Here is a 20,921-nt window from a genome sequence, read left to right on the forward strand (position 1 = left end):
CACACGGGCCGATAAACCGGTTCCTAGAAGATTTATAAAGGTTATGGCAAGAATTTAGGATTATTCACAATAAAAGGATTTAAAAAATTTTAAAATGAATTTTAATTTAAAAATAAAGAATAAATTTAAAAATGCTTCACGTGAAGCGTAAAAAATAAAAAATATATTTTCTATTAAAATTATTAAATTTTATCTACAAATGCCTAAATGATTATGCTCAATGTGATATAATTTCAGAAGATACTCAAGGAGTTATTATGAAAACAAAAATTTTAAAAATTGAAAGTCCAAATGATTTGGAAAAAATTAAAATTGCGGCAAAGGCTTTAAGAGATGGAAAACTTGTAGTTTTTCCAACAGAAACTGTTTACGGTTTAGGCGGTGACGGTTTAAATCCGAAAACTTGCAAGAACATTTATCTTGCCAAGGGTCGTCCCAGCGACAATCCTTTAATTTTACACATAGCAAGAAATGATCAGCTTGAGGCTCTTGTTAGAGAAATTCCTGAAGTCGCTAAAAAATGTATGGAAAAATTTTGGCCTGGCCCTCTTACTATGATTTTTAATAGAAGTGATCTTGTTCCTGATGAAGCTACAGGAGGTCTTGATACTGTTGCTATAAGGATGCCTTCTCACAAAATTGCCAATGCAATTTTAAATGAAGCTGACATTCCTGTTGCAGCTCCTTCTGCTAATACTTCAGGAAGGCCTTCTCCTACTAATGCAAATCATGTTATTGATGATCTTTTTTCAAAGGTTGATTATATTGTTGATTCCGGTTTTACTGATGTGGGAATTGAGTCTACAGTTCTTGATGTTACTGTTGATCCGCCTATGATTTTAAGACCTGGTGGAATCACTCTTGAAATGCTGGAAGATGCTGTCGGAACAGTTTTAACGGATAATACTGCAATTGATGCAAATGATAAAAGAGTTCCCAAGTCTCCCGGTCAAAAGTATAAGCATTATGCTCCCAAGGCTGAGGCTTATTGTTTTGCGGGTAATTTAAAAAATATTGTAAATACTATTAATAAAAAAATTAAAGATCAACCGGACAAAAAAATTGCGGTTTTGGCAACGGAGGAGACTCAAAAAGACTACCTTGGAGCTTATAAGGTAATAAACCTTGGCTCAAGAGAAAATATGCCTCAAATCGCCCACAATTTGTTCTATGCTTTAAGAGAGTGTGATGAGCTTAATGTGGATTTAATTTATGCTGAGGGCTTTGAATTTAGAGGTATAGGTACGGGAATTATGAACAGGCTTTTAAAGGCTTGTGGTGGAAAAATTACATTAGGTTTATAGGAGGATTTTATGAGTAAATTAACAGTATGTGATCACCCTTTGATACAACACAAACTTACAATTATGAGAAAGAAAGAAACTTCAAGTCATGAGTTTAGAGAGTTGGTAAAAGAAATTGCTACTCTTATGGGCTATGAGGTTACAAGAGATTTAGAACTTAGCGATATAGAAATTGAAACTCCTCTTGAAAAAACAATAGGTAAAGAAATTTCCGGAAAAAAATTAGGTATTGTTCCTATTTTAAGAGCTGGCGTTGGAATGGTTGATGGATTTTTAAGCCTTGTTCCTGTAGCAAGAGTTGGTTATATAGGCCTTTATAGGGATCCCGAAACTTTAAAACCTGTTACTTATTACAACAAAATGCCCAAGGATATTTCAGAAAGAACTATGATTTTAGTTGATCCCATGCTTGCAACGGGCGGTTCTTTGATTGAAGCTGTCAGGGAGCTTAAAAATTCTGGGGCAAAATCAATCAAGGCTGTTTGCATTGTTGGAGCACCTGAAGGAATAAAAGCTTTTCAAGAAGCTCATCCAGATGTTGATTTATATCTTGCAGCAGTTGACAGATGCCTAAATGACCATGGATATATTTTACCTGGTCTTGGTGATGCAGGAGATAGAATTTTCGGAACAAAATAGGAGAAATAATGCAGAAAATTATTGTACCCTTTTTAATATCATTTATTATAAGTTTACTATTTACGCCGGTTGCAATTAAACTTGCACCGGTTTTAGGTTTTATGGATATACCTAAAGATAACAGAAGAATGCACAAAAAGCCCATGCCCCTTGCAGGAGGTACTGCAATTTATCTTGGAGTAATTATTTGTCTTCTTATATTTTTAAGAGACAAAAAAGATCTCTTTTATCTTATTGCTTCCTCAAGCCTCATTTTAATTTCAGGCTTAATTGATGATAAGGTGGGCTTAAGTCCAAAAATGAAAATATTGTTTCAAATTTCTGCGGCTATTATTTTAGTTTTAGGCGGCTCGAGAATTGAATTTTTTACAAATTTTCTAAAGGGTTCTTTTTTAAGCCACATGGAAAATGTAATTTGGCTTGAATATCTTTCAGTACCCCTTACGATTTTTTGGATTGTGGGAATTACAAATACTGTCAATTTAATTGACGGTCTTGATGGTCTTGCTGCTGGTGTAAGTGGAATTTGTGCCTTATCTCTTATGTTTATAGCTTTAAAGATGGATTTAATTACTGTTGCCCTTCTTTCTGCTATTGTTGCTGGTGGAGCTCTTGGATTTTTGCCCTATAATTTTAATCCGGCAAAGATATTTATGGGAGATACTGGAGCCTTATTTTTAGGTTTTATGCTTTCATATATTTCTGTTCAGGGAGTAATGAAATATGCAACTGCTCTTACGATTTTTGTCCCTGTTTTAGTTTTAGGTGTTCCTGTTTTTGATACGACTTTTGCCATGATAAGAAGATTTTTATCTGGCAAAAAAATTTCAGAAGCTGACAAGGGTCATCTTCACCACAGGTTATTGGCTTTAGGTTTAAGTCAAAGACAGACAGTTTTAATTCTATACACAATTTCCATTATATTTGGAGTTCTTGCAAATGTAATAAGCGATTTCGATCCTATAATAGGCATAATAAGTTCGGTAATTATAATTTTATTTATATTTGTACTTGCCTATGCCAAGGGCATGTTTAAAAACAAGGAGGAAAAATGAAAGTTCTAACAGTTTTCGGAACAAGACCTGAAGCTATTAAAATGGCTCCTATTGTTAAAGAGCTTAAAAGGCAAAATATAGATTCAAAGGTTTGTGTTACTGCCCAACATAGGGATATGTTGGATCAGGTTTTAAAAATTTTCAATATAGTTCCCGACTACGATTTAAATATTTTTAAATCCGGTCAAAGTCTTACAGAAATTACAACTAAATCTTTAATAGGTCTTGAAGACGTAATAAAAGATTACAAGCCAAGTGTTCTTCTAATTCAAGGAGATACTACTACTGTTTTTGCAGGAGCTCTTGCTGCTTTTTACCAAAATGTAAAAATCGGTCATGTGGAAGCGGGCCTTAGAAGTTTTAATCTTCATTCCCCCTATCCTGAAGAAGCAAATAGAAAACTTGTTTCAGTTCTTGCTGATTATAATTTTTGCCCCACTAATGCAAACAGAGAAAATCTTTTAAAGGAAGGTTATTCCGATAAAAATATTTATATTACAGGCAATACTGTAATTGATGCTCTTCATTATGCCGTAGATAAAAATTATAAATTTGAAAATTCTCTTTTAAATGAAATTGATTTTAATAAAAAAATAATACTTATGACTTGTCATAGAAGAGAAAATTTAGGACAGCCTATGGAAAATATTTTTAAGGCTGTTTTAGATGCAGTAAATGAAGATGAAAATGCTCAAGTAATTTTTCCTATTCATTTAAATCCCAAGGTTCGTCAAATTGCAAAAAGTGTTTTTAAAGATAATAAAAAAATTCATTTAATTGAGCCTCTTGACTACTTACCTTTTTCAAATTTAATGGGAAAAGTTTCTTTTATTGTTACTGATTCTGGAGGAATACAGGAAGAGGCACCTGCTCTTGGAAAACCTGTTATTGTTGTAAGGGATGAAACAGAGAGAATGGAAGGTGTAATTTCAGGTACTGCAAAACTTGTGGGAACTGAATATAAAAATGTTTATGAGGCTGTAAAAACTTTATTATATGATGAAAAAGTTTATAAAGAAATGGCCCATGCAGTAAATCCTTATGGAGATGGACAAGCGGCAAAAAAAATTGTTGATATTTTAAAAGAAAATTAATTTAAGCTCCTTAAGGGAGCTATTTTTATAGGAAGATAATTTAGGAGGAAGTATGGAATTTGAGTGTAGTAAGTGTCATAAAATTTACCCCATAGATACTTTAGAAGCAAATTGTTCTTGTGGCGGACTTTTTAATTTAAAATACAAAAAAGAAAAGTTTGATTTAAATAAGATTAAAAAAAATGATTGGTCAATTTTTCGCTATATAAATTTTATGGCAAATAAGGAAGAAGACCAAATTGTAAGCCTTGGAGAGGGCTTAAGTCCCATTGTAAAATTAAATGACAATGTTTTATTAAAAATGGATTATTTTATGCCCACCCTATCTTTTAAAGACAGGGGTGCAGCAGCTTTAATTTCTCATGCAAAATCCATCGGTGTAAAAAAAGTAATTCAAGATAGCTCTGGAAATGCTGGAAATTCTGTTGCAGCCTACTGTGCAAGGGCAAATATCCAGTGTGAAATTTTTGTTCCCGAGGGAACTTCTCCTCAAAAAATAAATATGATTAAAGCTCATGGAGCAAAAATAAATATTATTCCCGGTTCTCGAGATAATTGTGCTGATGCTGCTAGAAAAAAAGTTAAGGAAGAAAAAATTTATTATGCAAATCATGTCTATAATCCTTTTTTCTATGAAGGCACTAAAACTTATATTTATGAAACTTATGAAGAACTTGGTAGAATTCCTGAAAATATTTTAGTTCCTGTGGGAAATGGAACTCTTTTTTTAGGAATTATCTATGGTCTTGAGGATCTTTTATCTAGCGGTATTATTGAAAAATTTCCAAACATTATAGGAGTTCAATCGGAAAACTGTGATCCTCTTTTACAGGCTAGAAAAAGAAATATGGATAGCTATTATGAAGTTAAACCTAAAAAAACTTTTGCTGAAGGAATTGCAATTGGTCAGCCTAAAAGAGATGAAGAGATTTTAAGGCTTGCTAAAAAATATAAGGTTAAGTTTATTCATGCAAGGGAGGACAAAATTTTAGAGGCAAGGCACTTTCTTGCTAAAAATGGAATTTATTGTGAGCACACCAGTGCTGCAAATTATGCCGGCTATTTAAATTACATTGAAACTTTTGGTCCCCTTAAAGAAGTTTTAATACCCATGTGCGGTGCCGGACTTAAATCAGACCACTAAAAAGCCATCAAGATTGATGGCTTTTTCTATGTAAAAATCATTTTTATTTTTTCTTTAAGTAAAAAAAGTAAAAAAAAAAGACACCTTTTAAGGTGCCTTTTAAGTGTTTTAGTTTTCCATTAATTTTTGACCGTTTATTTTAATACCAGGGCCCATTGTTGTGGAAATTGTTACGCTTCTTAGGTAACGTCCCTTTGCAGCTGCTGGTTTTGCCTTTATAACTGCTGCAACAATTGCCTTAAAGTTTTCTGATAGTTTTTCAGTTCCGAAGGAAACTTTTCCTATTGGTACATTAATAATAGCGGCTTTATCTACACGGTATTCAATTTTACCTGCTTTTGTATCGTTAACCGCTTTTGCTACTTCAAAAGTAACTGTGCCTGATTTTGGGTTAGGCATTAATCCCTTAGGTCCTAAGACTCTACCGATTTTACCTACAACGCCCATCATGTCAGGTGTTGCTATAACAACATCAAATTCAAACCAGTTTTCTTTTTGAATTTTTTCTACATATTCATCTCCACCTGCATAATCAGCCCCTGCATCAAGTGCTTCTTGAACCTTAGGTCCTTTTGCAAGTACAAGAACTCTTATGCTTTTTCCTGTACCGTTAGGAAGTACTACTGTACCTCTTACTTGTTGATCGGCATGTCTTGGATCTACTCCAAGTCTCATTGCAAGTTCAACTGTTTCATCAAATTTTGCTTTTCCTGTTTTTTGTACGATTTCAAGAGCTTCTTCAGCATCATATAATTTTGATTTTTCATATAATTTTAAGCTCTCTAAATAATTTTTTCCTCTTTTTGGCATATTTACCTCCTTGTGGTTTTAGCGAAAAATTTCTCCCACTTAATCAATAACTTCAACACCCATACTTCTTGCAGTTCCTGCTATCATACTAACTGCTGATTCAAGACTTGCCGCATTTAAATCAGGCATTTTTGTCTTTGCAATTTCTTCAAGTTGTGCTTTTGTAATTTTTCCAACTTTTTTCTTGTTAGGTTCTCCTGAACCTGAGTTTAGATTGATAGTCTTTTTAATTAAAACTGCAGCTGGTGGAGTCTTAGTTATAAAAGTAAATGATCTGTCTTGATATACTGTTAATACTACAGGAATAATCATTCCTGCTTGATCTTGTGTTTTTGCGTTAAATTCTTTTGTGAATTGCATAATGTTAACACCATGAGGACCAAGAGCAGTACCTACCGGCGGTGCCGGAGTTGCCTTTCCTGCAGGTATTTGTAATTTTACTAACGCTATGACTTTCTTTGCCATTTTTTACCTCCTGTGGTTTAGCGGAGTTACCCTCCCACTTTTTTCATTCTTTAAATCTTTAAAATTTGATTGAAATCAAGTTCTACGCTTGTATCTCTTCCGAACATTGAAACGATTACTTCAACTTTGCCCTTGTCATAAGACATGGATCTTATTTCTCCCACAAAGTCTTTAAAGGGACCTGAAACAATTTTAACATTTTCTCCCACTTCATAATTTCCGAAAAATTCTTTTTTATCTGCAACTCCAAGTGCAAGAACTTCTTCATCTGAAAGGGGAACAGGTTTTGATCCTGGCCCTACAAATCCTGTAACACCTCTTGTATTTCTTACAAGATACCAGGATTCGTCATTCATAATCATTTTAACAAGTACATAAGAAGGGAATAATTTCCTCTCTTTTACTTTTTCCTTGTTATCTTTCTTCTCCACATATTCTTCCATGGGCACTTGGATGTCAAAAATAACATCTTCCATTTTTCTATTTTGCACCATGGCTTCCATATTTGCCTTTACTTTATTTTCATGACCTGAATAAGTGTGGATTACGTACCATTTAGCCTTATCTTCCCTATTTAAGTCTTCTGACATTCTACTTACCTACAATAAGTTTCATAAGGAAATAAACTACTTCATCATAAGCTGAAAGAATCAAAGCTGTAATGATACTTGTAACAATAACAACAATGGAATATTTAATTACTTGGTCTTTTGTAGGCCAAACAACTTTTTTAAATTCGGACTTAACACCACGTAAATATTTTCCTACGCTTTTCTTTTCTTCTGTTTTTTTAACAGCAGGTTGTGCCATAAAATCCTCCTTATTTTGTTTCCTTGTGGTTTGTATGTTTCTTACAGAACTTACAATACTTTTTCATTTCCAATCTTTCAGTATTAGTTTTTTTGTTCTTATACGTTACATAGTTTCTTTGTTTACACTCTGTGCACTCAAGAACAACGCGGTCTGCCATCTAAAACACCTCCATAAACGGTTTATAAAAAGGCTTAATTTATAAGCCCCTTGTAATTTTGGCATTTGCCTATTAAATTTACTTGCCTATTTTACTATAAAGTTAATTGTTTTGCAAGTTTTAATATAATATTTTACAAAAATTCAATACAAAAAAACGAGCTTAAGGTAAGCTCGCATTTTTATTTTTTATTATTTGTCCAAAATTTCATCAAGTTTAGCTTTATCAAAGCCTACGATTTCTTGTCCATCAATAATTATTACTGGAACTCCAGTGTAACCCATGTTCATAAGTTCACTTCTTGCTTCCTTATCTGTTTGAACATTTTTTTCTTCAAATTCAATATTTCTGTCCTTCAAATATTCTTTTGCCATTGTGCAATAAGGGCAAGTATTTGAAGTATAAACTTTTACTTTATCCATAGTATAACCTCCATTTTTATTTTTACCCTTTTATTTTTTATTTATTCACTATTTTATGTTTTACATGTTGGTGACCGTCTTCAAAAAGTCTTAAAACATGTTCATCATCAAGGGAATAATAATTTTTTCTTCCGTCTTTTTTCAGTTGAACAAGGTCTGTAAATTTAAGTAAAGACAGTTGATGGGAAATTGAAGATTGACTCATTTCCAAAAGTTCAGCTATATCTGATACACATTGGGGTCCGAAAGAAAGAGCATAGATTATTCTAAGCCTTGTAGGATCTCCAAGTATTTTGAAAATACCTGAAAGTTGATTCAACATTTTTTCATCTTGTGAAAATTCATTTATTTTTTCTTTTAAATTTTTTTCCAATTGATTACCTCCAATCAGGAAAATTTATAGCAAGTACCATAAATTCTTCCGGGCTTAACGTTTCTCCCCTTCTTTCAGGATCTATTCCCGAAAGACTAAGAGCTTCTTTTATTTGAACCTTGTCTAAATTAAAACCGTAAGTTGAAAGGGCGTTTAATATTGTTTTTCTCCTTTTTGAGAAGGATGCTCTTACAATTCTAAACATTTTTTCCTTATCTATTTCTTCCCTTTTATTTTTAAGTTTAAATTTTACCACCCCGCTGTCAACACGAGGCTTTGGCATAAAGACAGTTTTTGGAACTGAAAATTCATACTTGGCATCTGCATAGTAGTTTATGAAAACTGTAAGGGACCCATAATCTTTAGTTCCAACTTTTGCCGTAAATCTGTCTGCAACTTCTTTTTGTACCATTACCGTTATAGATTCAATATTTCCTTCATATTCAAGAAGTTTTGTTAAAATCGGCGTTGTTACATAATAGGGAAGATTTGCCACAACTTTTATAGGCTTATCTTTAAAGTGCTCTTTTAAAATTTCAAGATCCATTTTTAAAAAGTCTTGGAATACTACTTCTACATTATCATAATTTAGAGTTTCTTTGTGAATTTCTTTTAAATTTTCATCTATTTCTACAGATAAAATATTTGCCCCTCTTAATGCCATTTCCTCAGTTAAGGTGCCTATCCCCGGTCCTATTTCAAGAACATTTGAATTTTCATCTATGCCGGCTGTATCTGCAATTTTTCTTACAATATTTCCATCTATTAGAAAATTTTGTCCCAGGCTTTTTGTAAATCTGAAGCCATATTTTTTTAAAATTTCCGAAACTATTTTCGGTTTAAATAGTCTTTCGATTGTTCCACCTCTTTCAGTGCATTTTCAAGTTCTTCCACACTTATTTTAAAACTATTTAATCTTTTTAGCAAAATTTTTCCGTTTGCATGACCTATTTTTAACTTTTCGCAAATTTTTTCTCTTTTATATGAAGAGTCTTCATTTCCTAAAAGTCCGTATTTATACAGGTCTTTCAGTTGAAAAATTTCTTCATATTGTTCAGTAAGGGGTTTAGCATTTAAAAGAGCCTCTCTTATGTCTTCTTCCCTTGCATTTTCCACTCCTACGTTTGTTCCTTTAAGGCTTAAATGTCTTGGAAGATAGGCTTGTTTTGCTCCAGGGATATTTTTTGTTAAATCTCTTCTTATTTTTTCTCCCATATAATCTGGATCAGTAAAAATGATTATACCCCTTCTCTTATTTATACTTTTAAGGGTATTTATAAGTTTTTTCCCGTAGCCAAAACCATGAGTTGCTATTACTTCACAATCAATGGCACTTTTTACCTTTGTAATATCGTCTTTTCCTTCAACTACTATTACTTCTTTAATCATGATAAAACTCCAAAGTATTTTTATCTGTTTGTTTTACAAGATCTTTTACGTCCATGTTTCTTAAAGCTGCAATTTCTTTTGCTGTATATTTCATAAACATAGGCTCATTTCTCTTTCCTCTAAGGGGAACTGGTGCCATATAGGGACAGTCCGTTTCAAGTAAAAGTCTTTCAAGGGGAACTTCCTTAGCAACCTCCTTAGGTGTAACTGCGTTTTTAAAGGTCACAGCCCCTCCAAGAGCGATGTAAAACCCAAGCTTCATATATTCCCTCATCATTTCGACACTTGAGCTGTAACAGTGGATTAGGACCTTTAGAGAAGGGTACTTTTCTTTGCCTTCTTTTAAAATATCAAAAGTATCTTTATGGGCATCTCTTGAATGAATTATAATTGGAAGTTTTAATTTTGCGGCCAAATCTATTTGCCTTTTGAAGACTTGTTTTTGAACTTGCCTTGGTGAATTGTCATAGTAATAATCCAGACCTATTTCTCCTATCCCAACTACTTTTTCATTTTTTGCAAGTTCTTCAAGTCTTTTTTCAATTTTTTCATCATAAGAGTCTGCTTCATGGGGATGAACTCCAACTACTGCAAAAATATTATCATATTTATTTGCAAGATTTACAGAATTTTCAGAGCTTATAATGTCGGCTCCGATATTATAAACTCTGTCAATTCCATTTTCTTTTAAATTGTTAATAAGTTCTTCTCTATCAAGATCAAACTTTTCATCATCTAAGTGGGCGTGTGAATCTATCATAATAATTTAACCTAAACTTACTCCGTCTTCTATTTTATCCATAAGACTTGCAAGGGATAAATTACCATTTTTATCTTTTGCTGCAAGAAGCATGCCCTTTGATTCCACTCCTCTTAATTTAATAGGTTTTAGGTTTGCAACTATAATTATTTGCTTGCCTATTAAGTCGTCTTTTTTATAGTAATCTTTAATGCCAGAAACTATGGTTCTTTTTTCTTGGCCTAACTTTAAATTTAAAATATAAAGCTTATCTGCATTAGGATGATCTTCAACAGATTCAATAGTTGCGACTCTAAGATCAAGTTTTTCAAAATCTTCAAGAGTTATTTCTTCTTTTCCTAAGCCAACAATTGTTGATTTTTCTTCTTTTTCATTTTTCTTAAGCTTTTTTCCTGCTTGCTTAATCCAATCATTTAGATCTTTTTCTCTTTCTTCAGCTAATTTTTTATTTGCCTTATCAAGATTTTCAATTTCTTTTTCAATGTCAAGACGTGGAAAAATCACATCTCCCTTTAGGACTTTTTCGCCATCTAAAAGTCCAAATTGCCTAGCATCTTCCCATTTAACTTGGTCTTTTATTCCTAGTTGTCTTCTGATTTCTTTTGAAGTATTTGTTATAAAGGGATAGATTAAAACACTTATAATTCTTATACTTTCTGCAAGATTGTATAAAACATTTTCAAGTTTTTCCTTATCTTCAGAATTTTTTGCAAGAACCCATGGTTGTGTTTCGTCTACATATTTATTTGCACGTCTTACAAGTTTCCAAATTTCTTCAAGGGCATCGGAAAATTGATAAGTTTCCATTGCCTTATCTACTTTTTCTTTAACTGAAACTGCAATATTTTTTAAATTCTCATCAAATTCAGTTTTTGCAGAGGACTTTTTAATTATTCCTCCCTTGTATTTTTCAATCATGGAAACAGTTCTTGATACAAGATTTCCAAGGTCATTAGCAAGATCTGAATTTAATCTTGCCATAAATTTTTCTTTTGTGAAGCTTCCATCGCTTCCAAAGGAAAATTCACGAAGTAAAAAGTATTTTAAAGCATCTACTCCGTAAAGTTCTATAATTGGTTCTGGATAAACTACATTTCCCTTACTCTTACTCATCTTGTCATCATCAAATAGTATCCATCCATGACCGAAAACTTGTTTTGGAAGAGGCATATCAAGGGCCATTAAAATTGCAGGCCAAATAATTGTATGAAATCTTACAATTTCCTTTCCTACCAGGTGAACATCAGCAGGCCAAAACTCATTAAATCTTTCATTGTTATAGCCATAACCAAGACCTGTTAAATAACAACTTAAAGCATCAATCCAAACATAAACTACATGCTTGTCATCAAAGGGAACTTTTACTCCCCAATCAAAGCTTGATCTTGATACTGAAAGGTCTTCCAAGCCGTTTTCAAGGAAGTTTTTAACCATTTCATTTTTTCTTGATTCCGGTTGAATAAATTCCGGATGGTCTTCATATAGTTTTAAAAGTTTGTCGCGATATTTTGAAAGTCTGAAAAAATATGCTTCTTCATGAGATAAGTGAGTTTCCCTTCCACAATCTGGACAAGTGTGATTTTCTCCAAGTTGTGATTCAGTCCAAAAAGATTCACAAGGAGTGCAATAATATCCTTCATATTGACCCTTATAAATATCTCCCTTGTCATAAAGTTTTTGGAAAATTTCCTGAACATTTTTTTCGTGTTGCTCATCTGTTGAACGAATAAAAGAATCATAATCAATATCCATTTTTGCCCAAAGAGCTTTAATATTTTCTACTATGTGGTCTATATATTCTTTTGGTTCCATTCCATATTCGTGAGCTTTTTGCATAAGCTTTTGTCCATGTTCATCAGAACCCGTTGTAAAGAAAACATCGTATCCTTGCATTTTTTTAAATTTCTTCAGTGCATCTGCTGCAACTGTACAATAGGTGTGTCCTATGTGAAGATTGTCACTTGGGTAGTAAATAGGTGTTGTTAAATAATATTTTTTACTCATAAAACCTCCTAAAATTAACAAATAAAAACGTCCTTCGTTAGAGACGAAGGACGTGGTACCACTCTAATTTGCTTAAATTATATTAAGCCTCTAAGTCCGTAACGTGGAAAACGCCCCGATTGGGGATAAAGTGAATCCATGTTCAAAAATTTTTCTCTAGACCTTTCACCAACCGGTCCTTCTCTAAAGAGTCTGATTTTCTACTCAAAACACTATAAACTTTAAATTTTTAATTAATTATGAATTATATAGTAAGTTTTTTAAAAAAGCAAATATAATTTAAAATTAAAATTTATATAAAATTTTCAGTAGCCTTTAATTTTATTTTCCTGTTACTTTGTTAATTATCCAAAGTAAGATAACTGCTCCAAAAACGCCCACTAAAAGTGAAGGCACTGCTCCTTGACCAGCTTGAACATTTACAAGACCAAGAACAAATCTACCTATGGAACCTCCTATGATACCTACAAAAATATTTGCAAGAGCTCCCATTTTTTCATTTTTATTCATTATCATGCTGGCAATCCAACCTGCGGCTGCACCAACTATAATACTCATAAACCAACCCATTTTTTTACCTCCTCTTAATTTATTAGATATACATTTTATTTATACCAAAACTATCCTTGTTTTAATCATAAATAATTTATAAGTTTTTTCTAAGATGGTCTTCAATTGCATCTTCCCTATCTTTCATTGCTTCCAAAGTAATACTTAAAAGTTCATCTAATTCAAGGCCTAAGTTTTCAGCTCCCTTTTTTATTACATCTCTTGAGCAACCTGCTGCAAATTTTTTGTCTTTAAATTTTTTCTTCAAACTTTTAAGTTCCATATCTTTTGTGGATTTACTTGGCCTCATTAAGGCACAAGCACCTATAAGACCTGTAAGTTCATCAACAGCATAGAGATATTTTTCCATTTTTTTCTCAGGTTTAACCTCACTACAAATTCCATGTCCGTGGCTTAATATTCCATGAATCATTTCTTGAGGAGCATCTATTTCTTTAAGAATATCTGGAGTCCTTTTTAAATGTTCTTCAGGCCACTTTTCATAATCAACATCATGTAAAAGACCTACTAGGCCCCAAAAATTTTCATCTTCTCCTTCTTTTTTTGCTAAGTATCTTAAGACTTCTTCAAGGGTGAAAGCGTGTCTTAAGTGGAATTCTTCTTTATTATATTTTTTTAAAAGTTTCAAAGCTTTTTCTCTTGTGGGATAATTCATTTTTTGCCTCCAATATTTTACCTATTTGACAATAATCTTTCAGTAAATTAAAATATACTTCACATGGACATGTAGCTCAGTAGGATAGAGCGAAGCTCTCCTAAAGCTTAGGCCGGGGGTTCGATTCCTCTCATGTCCACCATAAACAAAAAAGAGAATGTGTAATCAATTATTACTACATTCTCTTTTCAGTTATTCCAAGAATCCATCCAACCAAATGTTTTTGGTTCTATCATTCTACTACCTTTCTTTTGCTTTTTGCAATTCACATAACAAGTAAAACTGCAGCTGCAAAATCCTTTTAAACAAACTTACAAATCGCGTTTTAGTTGCCAAATGTGATTACATTTAAAATCAAACTTTTTTCTTTTTTCAAAAATCCTACTCTAAATTTTTGAGAAAAAAATTTTTATTAAATTTCATCTCATTCTCTAATCCTACTTTTGTTTTGTTATTTAAAATAACAAGTTATAATCATCAAGACTCTATATAAACGCTTAAAGCGATTAAACGGTCAATAATTATTTAGAAAGTTGGATGGATTTCAAGGTTCTGTTCACCAATCTCTTGGTATTTTTAATATACCCTCTATTTTTTATTTAAAACACTTTTATAAAAAATTTTTAAATTTTTTTAAATTTTTTTGTAAATTTTTTATAGTATAATAATTTACATGGAACTTAAATTACTTGATCTTATTCAAAACATGACAAATCCTCTATTGGATTTTATTTTTTTATTAATTACAAGTTTAGGAAATTGCGGAATATTTTTTATTTTTATAGGTATATGGCTCTTTAGTTGGAAAAAAACTCGAAAAATAGGTTTAAATGTTTTAATAACTTTAATTTTATGTGGAATTTTTGGAAATTTAATTTTAAAACCTCTTATTGCAAGGCCCAGGCCCTTTGTTGTAAAAGGAATTTTTCCTAAAATAAATCCTCCAAAAGATTTTTCCTTTCCTTCAGGCCACACTTATAGTGGTATAGGAAGTGCAAATTCCATTTATTTTTACAATAAGAGATTTGGAAAAATAATTTATATAATTGCAAGCCTTGTGGCCTTTTCCAGATTATATTTTTATGTCCACTACCCTACAGATATTATAGGCGGCATATTTTTAGGCCTTATTCTTTCTTATGTTTCTAAGTTTTTAACGGATCTTATTTATAAAAAATTAAGACAAATAAAAAAGCAGCCTAAATAGAGCTGCTTTTTTTAATTATTTTGTAATATCAATTGAATAAATCAAACCATCTTTTTCAGATCCAACTTTTTCAAATCCAACTTTATAACCTAAGTTTTCTAAAACTCCTCTTAAAGGAATCATAGTTCTGTTGTTTATAATCATTGGAGCTACATCAAGTTTAACGTCTTTTCCATCAACTTTTATTGTTTCTTGTCCGATTGTCATTTCAATTTTTTTATCTCCAAGACTTGTTGTTACCATTTTCTTTTCTTGGTCCCAATTAACTTCTGCTCCTAAGTTTTCTAAAACTCCTCTAAAGGGAATTAAAGTTCTTGAATTTTTAATTACAGGTTCTTGGTCTTCAAATTCTATCATCTTTCCTTCAACGCTTACTAAAATTATAGGAGAATTATCTGCTCTGAATAATTTCATAAGATCTGCTTGAGAAAGCTTTTTGAAAGATGTAGGCATTTGAACTGTTACGTCTTTTTCTCTTTTTGCATTAACTTCAGATTCAACTGTCATTGTCATAAGTTCAGGAATAACAAGTTTAATTTCACATTCAGTTTCATATTCATTGTCATTTTTTACTTCAAGTGAATATTCTACTTTTGAATCTTTCAAAGCTTTTTCATCAAGAGGAAGTGATTTTGTTAAATCATTTTCTTTGTAATTATCAAAAGCTTTCTTGATATCTTCTTTTGGTGCCTTAATTCCCATCTTTTCAAGCATTGGAATTAAAGTTTCAGAAGCCTTATCCCAATTTTTTGCAACTATGTTTAAACCTGCATTAGCATCTTTTAAAATTTCTTCAAGGCTTGCTTCATATTTGTAAGTGTTGCCTTTAATTTCAATATCTTTACTTGGCTTAAAGCCCTTTAAAGCTTGGTCTGTAAATTTAATTAAATCAGCTGTAAATTCTCCTGATTTAGAATATTCCATAAGCTTATCATAGCTTGGATCCATTTCTTTTTTGTCTTCTGAAGCATCAAGTAGAACATAGTCTTCTTTTATATCCATTTTTTTGCCACTTAAGTCAGCTAATGTCTTAAAAGCAGCCTTATCTACATAAATCTTATTTCCGTCTACAAAGATTTCAACTTTAAATTTATCGGGAACCTTTATTTCCGGTGCACTTTCATCTTCTTGTAATAATTTTTTAAAATTGCTTAAATCATATTCAATAGACATTTGTGCTTTTTCTTTTTGTGAAATACCTTCAAACTTTGCTGGTATTTCAACTTTCACTTTTTTGTTTGCTGATTTGTCAAAGGCTTCAACTTCAACTTCAACTTTTCCTGATTGTTTAGTTGCTTCCCAAGCGTTTAATTTTTGAGAAACTCCTAAAAATGCTTGCATATTAGGTGTACATGCTGTAAGAAGCATTGTCATAATAAGTGAAAAAACTAAAATTATTTTTTTTCTCATAAAACCCTCCAAATTTTTATTTATTTTTTTTCCTTTCCCTATTGTAACACAGAATTTTTCCCATTGCATCTTAGGTTTAAATTTTTACATCCTTAATAAATGGCTTTAAGGCTTCTTTTAATGTATTAAATTTTATTTGCATTTTTCTTTTCAATTGATAATTCAATTATTTAAAAATTTCTTGTTTTATCAATTATCATCATCTATGATTTACTTATATAGCTAATCTTTATTTTAAATGATAGGAGACTATTTTATGAACCCTTTATCAATTGAACTTTTGTTCAAAGGCAAAAGCTTTAATGAAATTATTTTTTCTCAAAGAGAGATCGAAAATCTTAATAACTATTTAAGAAATTCAAATCTTATGGTAATAAGCAATCCGATTTTCTATGACTACTGCGCTTATATCGGGGGAACTTATTACGCTTTTAGGGATAAAGAGGACCTTGCTATTTTTATTTCGTCCACAAATTCAAAAGTTCTAAGAAAAAGTTTTAAGAAAAATTATTTTAAGGACAGAGATGCTCTTTTTATTAATATTTTGATTTTTTCTTTAATCTTTTGTTTTCCAAATAAAATAAGTCTCTTAATAAGTTTAATCTTATTGATTTTTGAAAAAATTTTTATTTTAAATTAAAAAACTTCCCTGAAAAAGGGAAGCTTTTTTTATTCTTGTGCTTTTAAAGCTTGAACCATATCTATTTTTTTAAGTTTTTTGTGGAAAATCAACATTACAAAAAATGTTACTATAGTTGTAATTAAGGCTGAAAATAAATAAGCTCTCTTCACTAAAACCGGATCCAACATTGCCATATAGGGTGCTACAACTTGAAGAACTCCGTAGTGTAAAATCTTTCCTACTAAAAGTCCTATTCCTATTCCTATTATTGTTAAAATCCAAGTTTCTCTATAAATATAACTTGTTACTTCTTTTGGATAAAATCCCAAAACTTTTATTGTGGAAAGTTCTCTCTTTCTTTCTTCTATGTTGATGTTGGTCAAGTTATATAAAACTATTACTGCAAGCATTGATGATGCGAGAACTATTGTTGCCACCACAAGATATATAGAGCTCATAAAGTTATCCAAAGTTTTTTCCAATACACTTACATCCATTGTTGAGGTTGCACATTTATAGTCCATAAAGTCCTTGGATATTTTACTTATATCTTCTGGGTTTTTGAGTTTTAAAGCCTCACAGTTGGACACAAAATTTTTACCAAATACTTTTTCATAATACTTAGGTGTCATGAACAAATTATGTCCTACATACATTTCTGCAATTCCGCTTATTTGAACCTTATAAGTTTCTCCGTCCTTATCCTTAATTTCAAGACTGTCCCCGACTTTTACCTTTTTTAACTTACTTAATTTTTCTGTAATTACAGCTCCCCTATCTGTAAGTTTTATTTCTTTTTTATTTCTTCTTGTTCTCAAGGTATAAAATTTTGAAAATTCTTCTAAGTTTTCTGGAACTACAACACTTACATCTTGATCAATTTTATTAAATTTACTTTTAAAATTGGACATATTAAAGGAGGCATATTTTTCTATTCTTTGGTCTTTTTTTATTTCTTCTTTAAATTTATCAAAACTTTTTTTGTCAATTTCCCTATCGTAAAAGACTGCCAAATTATATTTCATAACTTGTTTAAATTGCTTGTCTTTTATTCCCTTAACGGAACCCTCTATTCCAAAACCCAAAACTAAAAGTGCACTGCAACCCATAATTCCTATTACAGTCATTATCATTCTCTTTTTGTATCTAAATAAGTTTCTTGCAGTTACTTTTTGTAAAAAAGAAAGTCTCTTCCAAAGAGGTTTTATTCTTTCTATTAAAATTCTTGTTCCGCCCTTTGGAGCAGGTCCTCTTAATAGATTTGCCGCATTATTTCTAAGGCTTGCATATACGGAAATCATTGCCGTTATTCCCGTTGCCAAAAGCCCTACTATAATGGCAAATAAAGTTCTTATTGGGTAAAATTTAAAAATTAAATTTTTTTCAAAAATCGTATCAACAGAATAAGAATTGCCTATTAATCTTGATAGGGCAAAGGCTCCTATTAAAGCTCCTATTATTCCACCTATTAAGGCTGAAGATTCTCCGTAAATGAAATATTTTGATGCAATTTGCCTGTTGCTGTAACCTAAGGCCTTATAAGTTCCTATATTTATTCTATTTTCTTCAACCATTCTTGTCATCGTTGTCCAACATACAAGCATTGATATTAAAAAGAAAAATACAGGAAAGACAAGACTTAAAAGATCTACTCTATGAGCATAATCAATGTAAGTGTTTATGTCTTCATTTAAGTGTCTTGGCGTAATTTCATAGGAAGGTTGGGATAAAATTTTTAAAATTCTCTTTGCATCATTAATTTTATCTAAGCCGTCTTTTATTTTTTCATCTGCTTCAAGGGATTTTTCGTCATATTCTCTTTGACCCTTGTCAAGTTTTCTCTGGCCCTTATTTATTTCATAAAGGGCATCTTTTAATTGCTTTTTGCCCTTTGTTTCTCCCTCTTCAAAATCTTTGAGTCCAGACTTATAATCTTCAAGGTTTCTTTCATATTCTTCACGACCGCTTTTTAACTGACTTTTACCTTCTATAAATTTTTTATAGTTTTCATCATATTTTAATTTTGCCCTATCGTAGTCTATTTCGCCCTTATCCAGTTTTTCCTTAGCTTCATTTAATTCTTTTTCCGAATCTTCTAATTTTTTAAGTCCTTCTTCATACTGCCTTAGACCGTCTAAGTATTTTTCGTAATTTTCTTTATATTCAAGTTCTCCTTCTTGGGCTTGTTTTATGCCCATATCAAGAGCATCTTTTCCCATATCGTACTTGGCTTGACTTTCAGCTAATTGAATTTGTGCCTTATCTAATTCTTTTTTTGCCTCTATTAATTTATCAGCACCCTCTATGCCAGCATTTATGTTTTCTAAGTTTATTTTGGATAAGTCCAAATCTCCTAGGCCATACTTATCTTCCAAGTCCTTTATTTTATTTTTTATTTCTTCCAAGGTCTTTAGTTGAGTTTCTATTGCTGCAATTTGAATTTTTAACTGATAAATTTCTGCTTGATGTTTTTTTTGTTCTTCCTCAGGAAGACTTAAAAGCTCATTTAATTTTCCTTCAAGTCCATTTTTTTTATTATTAAGATCTTCTATATTTTTATTTAGTTGACCTAATTCAGGTAAAATTTTTTCAATTTCAGGATTATTTACTAAAATGTCTTTTATTACTTGAAGCTCTGACTTTATAGTTTCGGGGCTTTTTCCTTTACCACCAGGAACGCTGTTTTGAAGCTCCTCAAGGCCCTTTTCATATTGAGCTTTTCCATCTTCATATTGTTTTTTCCCTTGATTTAATTTTTCCTCAGCCTCTTTTAGTTCCTCTTGAGATTTTTTAATCTTCTCCCAACCTTGATCAAGTTTTTTTCTTCCCTCAATAAGTTGATTGTTTGCCTGATCTAAAGAAATTTTTGTGGCTTCTAATTTTCCCTTACCCTTTTCAAGCTCTTCTTTTCCATTATTGTACTGAGCCTTTCCCCTTTCAAGTTCAACCTTAGCCCCTCTTAAATCTAAATCTCCATTTGCTAACTGATTTTGTCCATCGTTAATTTTGCTTTGATTTTCGTCTATTTTTTTCTTTGCATCAGCAAGTTTTTCCTTAGCCTCACTTAATTTTTCTCTGCCCTTTTGACTTTCTTCATCAAACTTATTTTTTCCGTCTTTATATTTTTCTCTTGCATCTGAAAGTTTTTCTCTAGCCTCTTCAAGTTCGTTTTTTCCGTCTAAAAGCTTAGCATTTGCAGAGTCTATCTGGTCTTCACCCTCTACAATCTTATCTTCTATGTCAAGTTTTAATTCTTCCAGCCTTTCCTTAGGCCTATATTTAAAATCTATTTCCAGTTCATCTTCATATTTTTTTAATAGATCCTGATATTTTTTGGAAGATGTTTTTAAATTTTCAGTATCTTTTAAAATTATCCTTGCAATTGTAGGATCAGATAAAAAGTTGGATCTTTCAACAAAGGCAAAACCCTTAAGCTCTCCAAGACCCCTTTGACTGTTGCCCCTTGTAATATTTTTTACATTTTCAATATAATCTGCAAAGCCCACAATTTTATAAGTGTAATTTTTAAGATGATCGTCCCTTTTTTCATCTTTAGAAGCAAATTTATTAACTTCCTTTTTAAAGTTTATGGAATCATTTAATTTATAACCCTCTTTTTTTAGGGTCTTATCTAAAATTATTTCCCCTTCATTTTTTATGTCCCTTCCCTCTATAATATTGGGAAGACTTATGGATTTTGGCATAGATAAAACTTTTATGGCAAAGTCTTTTCCCACGACAAAAAGATCCTCGTCATAGTCTAATGAAAGTTTGTCTATGCCTTCAAGGTTTTCCAGTATACGAAGATCTTTTTCTTTTAGACCCAAAGCTGATGTTATTCTTATGTCCTCCATATTTGATTTTTTTATGCTTTTTTCCAAAGTATCTCTCATAAGAGGTCCTGTTGTAATAAGACCTACAAAGACAAATACTCCCAGGCCTACAATTAAAATAATTGAAATGTATTTTGAAATTGTATTTGTTATTTCTCTAAATGTGTCTTTTTTAAGACCTTGTGGTCTTTTCAT

At 31.5% G+C, this 20,921-nt stretch carries 22 protein-coding genes and 1 tRNA gene; 8 read left to right on the top strand and 15 right to left on the bottom strand.

Annotated features, from left to right (window positions below; translation table 11 throughout):
- Positions 1–257 precede the first annotated feature (257 nt).
- From J2S72_RS05085 to J2S72_RS05105, 5 genes are read left to right on the top strand one after another with little or no spacing between them, the layout of a single operon-like run.
- Positions 258–1,304: an L-threonylcarbamoyladenylate synthase gene (locus J2S72_RS05085; RefSeq protein ID WP_307495098.1), complete on the top strand. Its 1,047-nt coding sequence runs from the start codon at positions 258–260 to the stop codon at positions 1,302–1,304.
- Between the two features lie 9 nt (positions 1,305–1,313).
- Positions 1,314–1,943, top strand: a complete 630-nt coding sequence (gene upp, locus J2S72_RS05090; RefSeq protein ID WP_023055670.1) for a uracil phosphoribosyltransferase — start codon at positions 1,314–1,316, stop codon at positions 1,941–1,943.
- A gap of 8 nt (positions 1,944–1,951) precedes the next feature.
- The gene (locus J2S72_RS05095; RefSeq protein WP_023055668.1) at positions 1,952–2,998 is read left to right on the top strand and encodes a glycosyltransferase family 4 protein; all 1,047 of its coding nucleotides are present in this window, start codon (positions 1,952–1,954) and stop codon (positions 2,996–2,998) included.
- A complete protein-coding gene (gene wecB / locus J2S72_RS05100; RefSeq protein ID WP_307495099.1) occupies positions 2,995–4,092 on the top strand; it encodes a non-hydrolyzing UDP-N-acetylglucosamine 2-epimerase in 1,098 nt (365 codons plus the stop codon). The genes J2S72_RS05095 and wecB overlap by 4 nt, the downstream gene beginning before the upstream one ends.
- 52 nt (positions 4,093–4,144) lie before the next feature.
- A complete protein-coding gene (locus J2S72_RS05105) occupies positions 4,145–5,236 on the top strand; it encodes a threonine synthase (protein WP_307495100.1) in 1,092 nt (363 codons plus the stop codon).
- Positions 5,237–5,344: 108 nt separating this feature from the next.
- Here the strand turns inward: J2S72_RS05105 and rplA are convergent, their stop codons facing one another.
- The 13 genes from rplA to J2S72_RS05170 all read right to left on the bottom strand — a co-directional run bounded on the left by rplA (position 5,345) and on the right by J2S72_RS05170 (position 13,654).
- The gene (rplA, locus tag J2S72_RS05110) at positions 5,345–6,046 is read right to left on the bottom strand and encodes a 50S ribosomal protein L1 (RefSeq protein WP_307495101.1); all 702 of its coding nucleotides are present in this window, start codon (positions 6,044–6,046) and stop codon (positions 5,345–5,347) included.
- Between the two features lie 39 nt (positions 6,047–6,085).
- Positions 6,086–6,511 (bottom strand): 50S ribosomal protein L11, encoded by a 426-nt coding sequence (gene rplK, locus J2S72_RS05115; RefSeq protein ID WP_023055650.1) that lies wholly within the window; start codon positions 6,509–6,511, stop codon positions 6,086–6,088.
- A gap of 50 nt (positions 6,512–6,561) precedes the next feature.
- Positions 6,562–7,101, bottom strand: coding sequence for a transcription termination/antitermination protein NusG (nusG, locus tag J2S72_RS05120; RefSeq protein ID WP_023055652.1), 540 nt, complete (start codon positions 7,099–7,101; stop codon positions 6,562–6,564).
- A gap of 1 nt (position 7,102) precedes the next feature.
- Positions 7,103–7,321: a preprotein translocase subunit SecE gene (secE, locus tag J2S72_RS05125; RefSeq protein ID WP_023055666.1), complete on the bottom strand. Its 219-nt coding sequence runs from the start codon at positions 7,319–7,321 to the stop codon at positions 7,103–7,105.
- Positions 7,322–7,331: 10 nt separating this feature from the next.
- Positions 7,332–7,481: a 50S ribosomal protein L33 gene (rpmG, locus tag J2S72_RS05130; protein WP_036739506.1), complete on the bottom strand. Its 150-nt coding sequence runs from the start codon at positions 7,479–7,481 to the stop codon at positions 7,332–7,334.
- A 191-nt stretch (positions 7,482–7,672) separates the two neighbouring features.
- Entirely contained in the window at positions 7,673–7,903 is a 231-nt protein-coding gene (locus J2S72_RS05135) for a glutaredoxin family protein (protein ID WP_307495102.1), read from the bottom strand.
- Between the two features lie 37 nt (positions 7,904–7,940).
- Positions 7,941–8,276 carry an ArsR/SmtB family transcription factor gene (locus tag J2S72_RS05140; protein ID WP_023055660.1) on the bottom strand — a complete coding sequence of 112 codons (336 nt, stop codon included), beginning with the start codon at positions 8,274–8,276 and terminating at the stop codon, positions 7,941–7,943.
- 4 nt (positions 8,277–8,280) lie between these two features.
- Positions 8,281–9,132, bottom strand: a complete 852-nt coding sequence (rsmA, locus tag J2S72_RS05145; protein ID WP_307495183.1) for a 16S rRNA (adenine(1518)-N(6)/adenine(1519)-N(6))-dimethyltransferase RsmA — start codon at positions 9,130–9,132, stop codon at positions 8,281–8,283.
- Positions 9,105–9,665, bottom strand: a complete 561-nt coding sequence (gene rnmV, locus J2S72_RS05150; RefSeq protein ID WP_023055656.1) for a ribonuclease M5 — start codon at positions 9,663–9,665, stop codon at positions 9,105–9,107. Before rnmV ends, rsmA begins: the two co-directional genes overlap by 28 nt.
- A complete protein-coding gene (locus J2S72_RS05155; RefSeq protein ID WP_307495104.1) occupies positions 9,658–10,425 on the bottom strand; it encodes a TatD family hydrolase in 768 nt (255 codons plus the stop codon). The genes rnmV and J2S72_RS05155 overlap by 8 nt, the downstream gene beginning before the upstream one ends.
- A gap of 6 nt (positions 10,426–10,431) precedes the next feature.
- A complete protein-coding gene (gene metG / locus J2S72_RS05160; protein ID WP_307495105.1) occupies positions 10,432–12,429 on the bottom strand; it encodes a methionine--tRNA ligase in 1,998 nt (665 codons plus the stop codon).
- A gap of 321 nt (positions 12,430–12,750) precedes the next feature.
- Positions 12,751–12,999: a GlsB/YeaQ/YmgE family stress response membrane protein gene (locus J2S72_RS05165; protein ID WP_307495106.1), complete on the bottom strand. Its 249-nt coding sequence runs from the start codon at positions 12,997–12,999 to the stop codon at positions 12,751–12,753.
- A 76-nt stretch (positions 13,000–13,075) separates the two neighbouring features.
- Positions 13,076–13,654 (bottom strand): hydrolase, encoded by a 579-nt coding sequence (locus J2S72_RS05170; RefSeq protein ID WP_307495108.1) that lies wholly within the window; start codon positions 13,652–13,654, stop codon positions 13,076–13,078.
- Positions 13,655–13,719: 65 nt separating this feature from the next.
- On the opposite strand from J2S72_RS05170, the gene J2S72_RS05175 reads away from it, so the two are divergent.
- Both J2S72_RS05175 and J2S72_RS05180 read left to right on the top strand, forming a co-directional pair.
- A tRNA-Arg gene (locus tag J2S72_RS05175) sits at positions 13,720–13,796 on the top strand.
- A gap of 531 nt (positions 13,797–14,327) precedes the next feature.
- Entirely contained in the window at positions 14,328–14,861 is a 534-nt protein-coding gene (locus J2S72_RS05180) for a phosphatase PAP2 family protein (protein WP_023056108.1), read from the top strand.
- A gap of 15 nt (positions 14,862–14,876) precedes the next feature.
- Here the strand turns inward: J2S72_RS05180 and J2S72_RS05185 are convergent, their stop codons facing one another.
- Complete coding sequence (locus tag J2S72_RS05185; RefSeq protein ID WP_307495109.1) at positions 14,877–16,271, bottom strand: copper amine oxidase N-terminal domain-containing protein; 1,395 nt, start codon at positions 16,269–16,271, stop codon at positions 14,877–14,879.
- Between the two features lie 256 nt (positions 16,272–16,527).
- Here J2S72_RS05185 and J2S72_RS05190 point away from each other — a divergent pair, with 256 nt between their 5' ends.
- A complete protein-coding gene (locus J2S72_RS05190; protein WP_307495111.1) occupies positions 16,528–16,911 on the top strand; it encodes a hypothetical protein in 384 nt (127 codons plus the stop codon).
- Positions 16,912–16,940: 29 nt separating this feature from the next.
- Here the strand turns inward: J2S72_RS05190 and J2S72_RS05195 are convergent, their stop codons facing one another.
- Positions 16,941–20,921 (bottom strand): FtsX-like permease family protein, encoded by a 3,981-nt coding sequence (locus J2S72_RS05195; RefSeq protein ID WP_307495112.1) that lies wholly within the window; start codon positions 20,919–20,921, stop codon positions 16,941–16,943.

This window comes from Peptoniphilus koenoeneniae, from assembly GCF_030812875.1.
GTDB lineage: Bacteria > Bacillota > Clostridia > Tissierellales > Peptoniphilaceae > Peptoniphilus_B > Peptoniphilus_B koenoeneniae.